This is a genomic window from Herpetosiphon sp. NSE202 (genome assembly GCF_042688385.1).
Lineage (GTDB): Bacteria > Chloroflexota > Chloroflexia > Chloroflexales > Herpetosiphonaceae > Herpetosiphon.
Genome location: NZ_JBHUPY010000015.1, coordinates 1 through 11,764 on the forward strand (window position 1 = coordinate 1; position 11,764 = coordinate 11,764).

The following is an 11,764-nucleotide window of genomic DNA, read 5'->3' on the forward strand; positions in this document are numbered from 1 at the left end:
TGGTTTGCACCATCCAGTATACCAACCTGAGGTCGTTCTGTATCCCCTGTTTACGCGTCCCTGTCCGCCCTTAAACCCGCGCCACGGGAGAGGGGTTGGGGTGAGGGCACTCGTTAATTACTGCTGCACAGCGGGCATAAATAGCTGATGGGTTGGCAAAAATGGATTTGGCTCTGCGAAGATTGGGCGTGGTTGTTTGCTGCTTACAACTTCTACAGTGCGTCCAGTTTGTGGGTTGGGCATGGCCGTAAACAGATAGCGACTGCTATCGCTGCTGCTCACTTGAACAATATATTCGCCAGCTAACGGCGTTGGGTTATAGCTGATCTGATCAATCCCGTTGCTGGTTGCTTGTTGGGTTGGTGCAGTCCAAATATAGGGTTCCCACGCGTGGAGGTTGCTGTTGCCAACTTGGCTTTGCAGTTTAAAGGTTTGGGCTTGCTGGCGTTTGAGCATAAAGCGAAAAACGTGTTTTTGGCTTGGATTGATCGTCGCTGGCAAGGGCGCATAATTCGTCCGCACAATCACCGGAATTAGGCTTGTACCATTGCTCGATGTACCCCAAATATACAACAGCACTGCGCCTGGCTCCAAGCCCGCAAGGCTCAGCTGAACAGTGGGCAAACTCAGCTGATTAATCGTGGTTGTTGTGCGCAAAACTGGGGTTTGCAAACGTGGGTTGCCAGCACTCGCTTGATATTGATAGGCTTGGATGAGCAAGCTTGAAATTGGCTTGCCGCTGTTGGTTTGTTGTTGCACATTCAAGGTGAGGGTTGGGCTATTCGATAATTGCAGGTTATTGTGAGTGTTGGCATTGATGATTGGGCGGCGTAGCGTGCTGGCACTAATGCTGATCGAGCGACTGAGCAGATTATTGCTCTCGTTACTTTCTTGCACATGCTGGCCGCTATCGCCAACGACGCGCACGCTATATACCCCAGCCGTGGTTGGTTGCCAAATTTTTTGGGCATAGATGCGTTGGCTGCCAGCTTCAAGCTTGGTCAATTGCAGACTATCGCTAAATACCAGCGTGCCATTGCGAACTACCTCAAAGCGCAAATCGCTGCGTTGTACCGCGCGGCTGAGATTCAAGCCCACATTCAAACGAATTGATTCATTGACCGCTAAGTCGCTTTCGCTTGGGCCAAGTTGGCTAAGGCTGATGTCGGCACGTGGCGTGGCTTGATCGCGGGATGCTGGCAAACTTGGCGTACACAGAGCAGTTTGCAAATCAATATCGCGCCAATATTCCTGAAACACTTCATCCCAGCCATTGCGCTGGCTGAGATCGGCTAAAAATGCCAGTGGGTTGGGATTATCGGGCTGGGTCGCATCATCGTGATACCAATGGGCATGCCAGCTTAATTCGGTCGCGCCAGTTACGGGCAGGCCTTGCAAATCGGCATACAAGCTCAAGCCAGCAGCGTCATCGTCGATACTCAGCGCGCTTGGGCCATCGAACAGCCATTGGCTTGGGGTTGGGTCGAACCACGGATAATCGTTATCGACCACGCGATAGACCACCACCATTGGATCGCCATAGCTATTGCGAATTCGGTTGCGGGCTTGAATGGCCAAGCTAGCAATCTGTGGGTTGAGATTGCTAAATGTTTGGCTCAGCGCATGAGCAAAAGTGCGTAAATCAACCAAGCCATCAGGTGCATCGAGCTGCCAATCGCTTGGCTCGCAGTAGGATAAATCGTATTTTTTGCTTTGAACGTAGGCATTGAATAAGGCTGTGCGGGTTGCTGGGCGCTGGCTTGGATTGAGCAAACTCAGATAGATCGCATTTGAGAGCGTATCCCAACTTGTTTTCAATCCAACCAATTGATCGGCGGCAATCACGCTCAAAATCCGTGGGTGATCAGTGCTGGGCAATTGATTGTGGTAGGTGTTGACGATATGCTCGGCCATTTGCAACGCAGTTGGGTTGCTGTTTAAGCCAATCAAGGCATTGCCGGGCATGGTTGGGTCGAAAAAAGCATAATTGGGCGAGGCGGTGAGATAGTCGGCATAGGGTGCCAGCGGATATAAAGCCTCAACCGAGCCAGCAAAACACATCAGCACATCGATCACTGCAAAGCGTGGGCCAACTGGCGCGGCAATTGCCAAGGCCAAGGCCAAATCGTTGGGCGAGAGCGCACTATAGGCGGTGCTGCTGATGGGTAAGGTGTGGTCGGTTACATCGGCGTTGGCTCCGATGCGGGTGGGCAAGGGCGGCAAATTAATGCTGGCTGGGCGTTCTTCTGGCGCGCTAATCGCCGCAATCTCAATATCGGGCATGACGGGCACGCCATGACCAATATAACTCAGGGTATAGATTTGGGCCAGATAGCTGCTTTTAGCCCAGCGCAAAAAGCCACCCAAGGTTTTGCCATCGGTCAGATCATATTCTTTAAGGTTGCTATCGACGCTGCCATCACGATCAGGCAGACCAATTAATGTGTTGACATTGCCGTTGTGGACAACCCGCACGTGGGTATCGCCCATTCCTGCAAGATCAGTTAACACAATTGCCGTCAAATCGGGCTGGCCAATGGTTGCATTGGTGATGCTAGTGAGGGTTTGGGCATAGTAGGGCGTTAAATTCATTGGGCTATCGAGTCGATTATCGTAGGCCAAAATGTAGATGGCCACCAATGGCGCTGCTTGGGGTGCTGCATGGCTCACGATTGGCGGGAGCATGGCACTCAGAAGTAACCCGATTAGCAAGCAACACCGAAGCAGACGCGTTTTCATCGAATAATCCTCCGCAAACGCCAACGCCTGCCCAAGCCATAATTGGCCGAACAAGCGTTGGTAACTTCATTGTTTAAATTGGCGAGCAGTGCCAGTTATTTTTTGCGGGTCGTTAGTTCTGGGTCTGGGTCTGGCTCTGTTCCACCATTGGCAACGAGGGTCACGTCAATCTGACTGACTCCAGGCTCGGCGACTGAAATTGGCTGGGCTTGAGCAGCAGTGGCTGCATTTTTGTACCAGATTGATTGGTAGCCAGCCTGCTCGACAAAGACCAAGTATTCTCCGTTAGCTTCGCCACTCACTTCGTAATTGCCTTGTTCGTCGGTTTGGGTGCTGGCAACAAACTCAGGGCTTGGATTGCCAGTTGTGCTGCGTCGATACAAGTAGACATTGGCATCGGCGATTGGCAAGCCAGCTACATCGCGGACATGGCCACCAACCACGTGGGTCAGCAAGACCTTGAGTTGATAATCCTCGGTTTCGCCATAGGCCCAGCCAGCAGTTGGGCCACGGCCATCAGCAGCGGCTGCTGGTGTGTTGCTGATGGTAATGCGCAGCCAAAGTGGCTTGTAGGGCATGGTTGGCTGGTATGAATAGAACGTCGATGTGAACAAGCTATAGGTATTCGGGCCACTCAGATTGATCACTTGGTTTTGCACAGCCCACTCGTTGGCAGTACGGGTTACGCCCAAGCTATCGACACAGCTATAGCTTGTACCCCATTGGCCATTGACTCCCCAATCGATCCACACATTGACATAGGCGGTCATTGAGCCAGTTTGCGGCGGATTGTGGGGCAAGGTCACGGTGTAGGGCAGTCGGTTGGCACGGCAATGGCCAAGGCTGTTGGCGGTTGGTGGGCCGCCGCTAAAGGCATCGTCGGCGCGATCGTAATTGCCGCGGTTGAGCGCGGTTTGAATGTTGGTCGTCGCGTCGTCATCAAGCCCAACATCGGCCTCAGTTTCGGCGGTTAGGGTCTTGCCAAGCATATAGGGCAAGCCTAAATTTTGGTGTAATGGGCCTTTGGGCAAGGCTGCTGGAACCCGATTGAAAATGGTCGGGAAGAAGCCTTGGGTTGCTGGCGAATAGGCTAGAATATTGGCGGCTGCACTGTTATTGCTATCAGGTGCATCGCCCAAATCAGGCATAAAGATATAATCCTCGGTTTCGCCAAACTCCCAGCCACTGGTTGGGCCACGGCCATCAGCGGCGCTAGCTGGAGTTGGGCTGACGGTCATGCGGAACCAAATACCTGCCCGTTGGGGTGGATGGTAGGGGAAGAATGTTGGCGTGGTAAAGGTATTGACCCCAGGTGCCAGCACAATTGCTTGATTTTGCACCGCCCATTCGTTGGATAGCGCATTGGGACATTGGAACGTGCCGCCCCAATTGCCGCTGCGGTTCCAATCCCACCATGAGTTGAAATAGACCGTTATGTTTGATGCCGTATTATTGGTGACGGTATAGGTAAACCGCGTAGCAGTACAGTTTCGATACGCCTGCAACGTGCGTGGGCTAACTAATCCGTCATCGGCGCGATCTTGGTCGTTCATGTTGAGGGTTGGCGAGATGTTATGGGTATAATCGATGTCGAATCCAACATCGGCTTCTTTTTCAAAGCTTACTTTGCGCCCAAGGTGATAGCGGCGGGCATCGCGGTGGTAGGGGCCAATTGGCGCAGCACCGCTAAACACCGTTGGGAAGCGCGCAATTACACCGCTGACGTAGGTCGTCATGTTAGCGCCGAAGTTATTGGTTGAATCGGGGGCATCGCCTAAATCGCTGATTGCAGGCGGTGGGGTTGGCGTGATTGGGGTTGGGGTGAAGCTCGGCGTAATGCTCGGCGTAATAGTTGGGGTTGGCGTATTAGTTGGTGTGTTCGTTGGGGTTGGCGTAACATCGGTTGTATAGCGCAACAGATAATCTTCAGTTTCGCCATATTTCCAGCCGCTGCTTGGGCCACGGCCATCGTCGTTGGTTGCTGGGCTTTCGCTAATTGTAATCCGCATCCAGATATTGCCCAAATTGCTTGCTTGCAAGCCACTCAGGAAGCTGGTTGAAACATAGTTGCCGCTGGTGACCGGAATCATTTGGTTTTGCACGGCCCATTCATTGACCAATGCACCTGGGCACTGCACCGAACCGCCCCAGAAACCGCTGCGGTTCCAGTCGATCCAGACGTTGACATACAAGCGGTTGACACCTGCTGGCACGCTGTTGACCGTAACCTGATAATCGAGGGTTTCGCTTTGGCAAGCTGGCAAGAAACTATTGACCGTTGGCACGCCTAAGTAGAAGGTATCGTCGGCGCGATCGAGGTTGGGCTGATTGCTGCTTGGCTGAATATTATTCGGGCCATCAGCATCGAAGCCAGTGTCTGCCTCACGTTCGAAGGTTGATGAAGCACCAAGCACAATTTGTTTGGCATCGTAGTGGAACGGGCCTTCGGGCAAGCCCGTGCTGGGGTCGAAGACGGTTGGGTAGCGTGCGCCAGTCGATGGCGCATAGGCCAACATGCTGGTCGAGAAGTGGTTGGTCGAGTCGGGTGCGTCGCCAAGATCGGAGATAATATCGTTGGCTGGCGTTGGGGTAAATGTCCGGGTTGGTGGTGGCGTTGGGGTGTTGGTTGCCGTCGCGGTTGCGGTTGGCGTTGGGGTAAAGGTGCGAGTTGGCACTGGGGTTGGGGTAAAGGTGCGGGTCGGCACCAGCGTTGGCTGATCGGTGCCAGTCAATAAATAATCTTCGGTTTCGCCATATTTCCAGCGGTTGGCTGGGCCACGACCATCGTCGTTGGTCGCTGGGCTTTCACTGAGCGAAATCCGCATCCACAAGGGTTTGTTGCTGTTGGTATTGACTGGCAAGAAGGCCGAGGTGCTAAAAATATAGGTTCCTGGCCCTGTGATCACGTTAACATTGTTTTGAACTGACCATTCGGTGGTGGGAGTATTATTACAGAAGAAGCTTGCACTCCCCCAATAGCCGCTGCGATCCCAATCGAACCACAGGTTGGTATACAGCTTGATTGTGCCACCAGTCCAGCTTGGATCGACCGTTACTTGATAACGGATTTGGGTTGGCTGGCAGTTGGGCAAGCTATTGATGTCCAACGGACTGAGGAAGGCGTTGTCGTAGCGATCTTGGTTGGCAGTATTGCTGCTCGGGTTGATGTTATTTGGGCCATCAGCATCAAAGCCTGTGTCGGCTTCAGCTTCTTGGCTTACACCGGGGCCAAGGTGAATCAGCTTGGCAAAGATGTGCGAAGGCCCATTGGGCACGGTCGAGTAGACGGTTGGATACTTGGCGGGCACACCGCTATAGGCATCCATCATCAAGCCAAAATTGTTGTTCGACGATGGCGCATCGCCAAGATCGAGGCTTTCAGCATCGGCCTGAGCCTGCGGCGCGGCTTTGGCAGAACTGCCAATCGCTAATGCTAAAATGAACATGACCATAAAGGCGATCATGCCAAAACGACGTAGAACCAACGACATACAATCCTCCTTACACGGGGGTGGAACGAAACCATGGCGGGGACGTAGTGGAAGCTGGTTTTAGTATCGCAGGCCCAAGCATCCAACTCAATCAAATTAGCTCTAACGTTTTTAGCTATTTTTAAGCGATTGAATTCGTATCATGACCTGATTAGGATTAAAGGATTGGCTCGATGCAGATGTTTATTTGGCTCAGTTTTATTGGTGGGTTGCTGGGCTTAGCGTGGTATAACCTGGCCTATTTTGTTGCTTGGCAGCGTACCAAAAGCAGCGTCTGGTTGTGGTATGCGATTATGGGCTGGCTACCAGTCGGATTTTTTGTGTTGATTGGCTTGAAGTCGTTGCCACGTTTTCCGCTGCACTTGCAATTTGTATTCGCCTGCTCACCGCTCTTCTTGGCCTTGATCCAAGTGTTTCATAGCCTGCGTGGCCAAGTTACCAGTGGTTTTCGCGATAGTATGGATCTGATATTGCTGCGCCAACCAAGCACCTATCCACGCCAAAATGCAGCGTCAAACGATGTGTTTGTGCCAGCAATCCAAGACCATGTGACGTGGGCCAATTTGAGCATGGCGCGGCGTTCAGTTGCGCTTGGGGTGTTGCTGGTTGCTGTGAGCCTAGCCCTATTTAACGCCTATCAACTCATCCAAACCATTCGCTAGCCAGCATTGCGAGGAGAGCGAGGTTTATGGGTGTAGATTTTTAATACAAAGTCTGATGTGGAGCATGCCCTCACTCCCGACCTTACAAGGGTAGATTTTGAGCGATTGGTCGGCGGTGGAGCGTTCCCTCACCCCCCAACCCCCTCTCCCACGAAAACGCGGGCGACGGGGAGCCGATCAGTGTCTACCAAAAAATGGCGGAAAAACCACCGTCTAAAGCCCCTCGCCCGCACCACGGGAGAGGGGTTGGGGTGAGGGGATCTTAAAACCGACCCTTGTAGGGGAGAGCGAGGAGCATGCGCTATTTGGACAAGGATGTACCATGAATCAGCCTGACTTGTTGAGCTACGATCTCCCAACTATCGAAAAAATGCTGGCGGAAGCGCTACGCCACGCGCGTGAAGGCGATTTGTTGTTTTTAGCTGGGTCGCCATTAGCCAGCTGCCAGATCATCGAACGCTGGTATATTGGTGATCGGCCTCACGGTTCGGCTGAGCTTGGACGGGCGGTTCAAGCACTTTTGTGGTGGCTGATTGAGCGCATTCGGCCTCACGGCGAGCGCCATTGGTTGGCCTTACCCTGGCGACAATACAACGTTTTGGCGGGCTTTTACGCCGAAGGTTTGCGCATAGCCGACCTTGCAGAAGCCATGGGTGTGGTCGAGCAAACAATCTATCCCATTCGTAACCAAGCCATCCAAAGCTTGGCCAAATTGTTGATTGAAGAATTGCAACATCCCAGCCCGAGCATTCCAAACCATGCGATTATTGCGCTCTATCCACAATTAACTGCTGCTGAACAAACCCTCGCCCGCATGCTGGCCTTTATCCAACAACCGCTAGCTCAACGCTGGCTGGAGCGCTGGCTCGAATTAAATGCCATTGCCGAGCCAACATTTCAACAATTGGCCGAGCATGGCCTGCTCAAACCAAACGGCTTGGCCTTGGTCGAGAAATTACGCCCTTTTTTGCACAACCAAATTAGTGCTGCCGAACGGCGGCGCTGGCATCAGCAATTGGCCGAATTATTACAACACAATGAGCCGCTGCCAGCAATTCAGCATTGGCTGCACGCCCAAGCCTACGATCAAGCAGCCAGCCTGATTATCGCTGAGCATCAAACGATTGTTGATAATTTGCAGGGCCGCGCTTTGGGCGAAATGCTGGCGCAAATTCAAGCCCACGATATTCAGCAAGCCCAACTCTGGTTTCGGCTCAAATTGGTCAGCGGCGATGTGGCAATGACCATGAACGATGTTCAAACCGCGTTGGGCGAGTACCAAGCAGCCTTGGCTGCCAACGAACCTTTGCTCAAAGCAGAAGCCTATTACAAACGGGGCAAGGCTTTTCGCTCGCAGAGCACGATGGAAGCCCAAGCCCATTTCAACTATAGCCTTGCGATTGTGGAGCGTGCAGCGCCCAACGATCCTTTGCGCTATCGGGTTTGCTTGGAGCAAGCATGGATGTGGTTTCAGGATCAGCGCGATTTTGAGCAGGCCCAAGCCAGTCTTGAGCAAGCCGCAGCCTTGATCGACCCGCTTGATCGGGGGGCATGGGCTGAATTGGCCAATGCCCGCGGCATGTTCTATGCCCATCGTGGCGAGCATGCCGAGGCGATCAATCAGCATCAAGCGGCGTGGTTGGCAGCCAACGAAGTGAACCACAGCCTGTTGATGACCCATATTGCGCATAATTTGGGCTACGATTACCTCGACCTTGGCCATTATGCCCAAGCACTTGACTATTTTGAGCAAAGCCTGAATTTGGCCAATCGCACGGGCAATCGGCGCATGCAAGGCCTGTGTCAAAAAAGCATTGGCGCATGTTGCTTTTGGATGCAAGAGTTGGTGCTGGCAGTTGAGCATTATCTGGCTGCTTACCAAATTTTTGCGGCCATGCACAACCACAATTGGCAAGCCAACACCTGCTACGATTTGGCCGAAGCCTACGCCGAATTGGGCCAAACCCAGCTAATGCGCCACTATTATGCCGAGGCGATTCAATTGGCTCAAGCCAGCGGCCTTGATCGGTTGTTAAATGAATTGCACAGTTTGGCCGAAAATTACCCTGGCTTATACCCGCCAAGCATCGAATTGAACGAGCGTCAGCAACAAATTTTCGATTATCTCAAACAGCATCCGTCGATTACCAACCGCGATTACCGTGAGCTAACCCAAATTTCGCCCAAGCAAGCAGCCCGCGATTTGAACGATTTGGTCGAGCGTAATGTGCTGGTGCGTTCTGGCGATGGCCGTTCGACCAGCTATCAACTGCCGCAATCCAAGCAAAATCTGCTTTGATCGTGATAATTTGACCAGCGATTAACCTCAACATAACCCAAGCATGGTCTGATCAAGCAGAACGACGTTGAACTGCGCAATTGCGCATCACGGAGGCTTGATCGCTTATGGTTCACCTAGACGATGCGAACAAACGCTTAGAACTTGTGCGCTACCACATGCAACAGGGCTGGCAAATCGATGCACCAGTGCTTGGCCGTCATGCTTATCTTGATCAACGGGGCAGCATTCGGGCGGTTGAAGTGGTGCTTTCGCGCTTGGATATTCGCCAACTTGTGGCCTTGCCCGATACGCCTTCGGTACGCGAATTTCTGCATTCCTATGGTTTAAATGTGATTGATGTTTAACCCACGCGATTAATCCACCGCACTCAGCATTGCACCAAGATTTAATCGGAACTTAACACAGCGATCAAAGCAGTTTAAGTAAAGCGATTTAGACTGCTCTCACGTGATGCACATAATTCAATTTGCATAGTACAGAAATTTCTTTTTCGGAGGAATCCAGATCATGCGGAAACTGCTGAGTTTAATGCTTGCCTCAATTATGTTGCTGACAATGCTCGCAGCATGTGGCGGCGACAGCACTCCAACCACTGCACCAACAACCGCAGCGACAGCAACCACTGCTGAAACTGCTGCAACTACTGCCACAACCACTGAAGCTGCTGCAACTCCATCAGTTGAAGCAACCGCTGAAGTTCCCGCTGGTGGTTTGGCTGAAGTCGACCCAGCAACGGTGCAAGGCGATATTGTGACCGCCGGTTCATCAACGGTCTATCCGTTGAGCGAAGCCGTCGCTGAAATCTTCGGCGAAGATGGTTACAAAGGCAACATTACGATCGATAGCATCGGCACCGGTGCTGGCTTCGAACGCTTCTGTACCGCCGCCGAAACCGACATCGCCAACGCCAGCCGCGCGATCAAAGACGAAGAAGCTAAAGCCTGCGCCGATAAAGGCCGTGACGTAATTGAATTCCGCGTCGGCACCGATGCCTTGGCTGTCGTGGTCAGCAGCAAAAACACCTTCGTTAGCAACTTGACCGAAGCCCAAGTCGCCGACATCTTCTCAGGTACCTACAAAACCTGGGACCAAGTGGATGCCAGCTATCCAGCCGAAGCGATCAAGCTCTATAGCCCAGGCACCGATAGCGGCACCTTCGACTACTTCGTCGAACACTTCTACGCGAAAGAACAAAAATACATCTTGGGTGCAAATCCTCAATTGAGCGAAGACGATAACGTCTTGGTGACGGGGATCGAAGGCGATGCCAACGCGATTGGCTACTTCGGCTACGCCTACTACAACGAAAACAAAACCAAGCTCAAAGCCTTGACGATTGACAGCGTGGAACCAACCGAAGCGACCACCGAAGATGGCAGCTACTCGTTGGCCCGTCCGTTGTACATTTATTCAGCCAAGAACATTTTGGCCGAAAAGCCCCAAGTAGCAGCCTTCATCAACTACTACTTGACCAATGTTAACGATGTTATCGTGGAAGTTGGCTACTTCCCAGCTAGCGCTGAAGCGTTGGCCGAAGCCAAACAACATTTGGTCGATGCTTTGAGCGGTGGCAGCAGCAGCACCGGTGGCAACACCAACACTGGCAACGCCGTAACCCTCGAAGAAGTCGACCCAGCAACGGTGCAAGGCGATATTGTGACCGCCGGTTCATCAACGGTCTATCCGTTGAGCGAAGCCGTCGCTGAAATCTTCGGCGAAGATGGCTACAAAGGCAACATTACGATCGATAGCATCGGCACCGGTGCTGGCTTCGAACGCTTCTGTACCGCCGCCGAAACCGACATCGCCAACGCCAGCCGCGCGATCAAAGACGAAGAAGCCAAAGCATGCGCCGCCAAAGGCCGCGACGTGATTGAATTCCGCGTCGGCACCGATGCCTTGGCCGTCGTGGTCAGCAGCAAAAACACCTTCGTTAGCAACTTGACCGAAGCCCAAGTCGCCGACATCTTCTCAGGTACCTACAAAACCTGGGACCAAGTGGATGCCAGCTATCCAGCCGAAGCGATCAAGCTCTACAGCCCAGGCACCGATAGCGGCACCTTCGACTATTTCGTCGAACACTTCTACGCGAAAGAACAAAAATACATGTTGGGTGCAAATCCCCAGTTGAGCGAAGACGATAACGTCTTGGTGACGGGGATCGAAGGCGATGCCAATGCGATTGGCTACTTCGGCTACGCCTACTACAACGAAAACAAAACCAAGCTGAAAGCCTTGACGATTGACAGCGTGGAACCAACCGAAGCGACCACGGAAGATGGTAGCTACTCGTTGGCGCGTCCGTTGTACATTTACTCAGCCAAGAACATTTTGGCCGAAAAGCCTCAAGTAGCAGCCTTCATCAACTACTACTTGACCAATGTCAACGAAGTCATCGTGGAAGTTGGCTACTTCCCAGCCAGTGCCGAAGCCTTGAACGAAGCCAAACAACACCTGCTCGACGCAACCAAGTAAGCACCAAGGGTTTATGGTACCATGGCACAGGCTGCGGAGTTTAGCTCCGCAGCCTGTTGACCTACACAAACCCCGATTCAAAACCGGGAGGTTTC

Annotated in this window: 6 protein-coding genes; 4 read left to right on the forward strand and 2 right to left on the reverse strand. The window is 52.6% G+C overall.

The window, feature by feature from the left end; translation table 11 throughout:
- Nucleotides 1–117 precede the first annotated feature (117 nt).
- Complete coding sequence (locus ACFMKP_RS18025) at nt 118–2,685, reverse strand: clostripain-related cysteine peptidase (RefSeq protein ID WP_382293778.1); 2,568 nt, start codon at nt 2,683–2,685, stop codon at nt 118–120.
- A gap of 149 nt (nt 2,686–2,834) precedes the next feature.
- Nucleotides 2,835–6,230: a GEVED domain-containing protein gene (locus ACFMKP_RS18030; protein WP_382293780.1), complete on the reverse strand. Its 3,396-nt coding sequence runs from the start codon at nt 6,228–6,230 to the stop codon at nt 2,835–2,837.
- 173 nt (nt 6,231–6,403) lie between these two features.
- On the opposite strand from ACFMKP_RS18030, the gene ACFMKP_RS18035 reads away from it, so the two are divergent.
- The 4 genes from ACFMKP_RS18035 (at nt 6,404) to ACFMKP_RS18050 (ending at nt 11,669) form a co-directional block, all read left to right on the forward strand.
- Nucleotides 6,404–6,892, forward strand: coding sequence for a hypothetical protein (locus ACFMKP_RS18035; protein WP_382293782.1), 489 nt, complete (start codon nt 6,404–6,406; stop codon nt 6,890–6,892).
- Between the two features lie 322 nt (nt 6,893–7,214).
- Nucleotides 7,215–9,191 (forward strand): tetratricopeptide repeat protein, encoded by a 1,977-nt coding sequence (locus ACFMKP_RS18040; protein WP_382293784.1) that lies wholly within the window; start codon nt 7,215–7,217, stop codon nt 9,189–9,191.
- Between the two features lie 107 nt (nt 9,192–9,298).
- Entirely contained in the window at nt 9,299–9,538 is a 240-nt protein-coding gene (locus tag ACFMKP_RS18045; protein WP_382293786.1) for a hypothetical protein, read from the forward strand.
- Nucleotides 9,539–9,701: 163 nt separating this feature from the next.
- A complete protein-coding gene (locus ACFMKP_RS18050; RefSeq protein WP_382293788.1) occupies nt 9,702–11,669 on the forward strand; it encodes a PstS family phosphate ABC transporter substrate-binding protein in 1,968 nt (655 codons plus the stop codon).
- Nucleotides 11,670–11,764 lie beyond the last annotated feature (95 nt).

What these genes read in the sequence shown, in the direction of transcription:
- ACFMKP_RS18045 (WP_382293786.1), top strand. Translation starts at nt 9,299, where the DNA reads ATGGTTCACCTAGACGATGCGAACAAACGCTTAGAACTTGTGCGCTAC.
- ACFMKP_RS18040 (WP_382293784.1), top strand. Translation starts at nt 7,215, where the DNA reads ATGAATCAGCCTGACTTGTTGAGCTACGATCTCCCAACTATCGAAAAA.
- ACFMKP_RS18025 (WP_382293778.1), bottom strand. Translation starts at nt 2,685, where the DNA reads ATGCTCCCGCCAATCGTGAGCCATGCAGCACCCCAAGCAGCGCCATTG.
- ACFMKP_RS18030 (WP_382293780.1), bottom strand. Translation starts at nt 6,230, where the DNA reads ATGTCGTTGGTTCTACGTCGTTTTGGCATGATCGCCTTTATGGTCATG.
- ACFMKP_RS18050 (WP_382293788.1), top strand. Translation starts at nt 9,702, where the DNA reads ATGCGGAAACTGCTGAGTTTAATGCTTGCCTCAATTATGTTGCTGACA.
- ACFMKP_RS18035 (WP_382293782.1), top strand. Translation starts at nt 6,404, where the DNA reads ATGCAGATGTTTATTTGGCTCAGTTTTATTGGTGGGTTGCTGGGCTTA.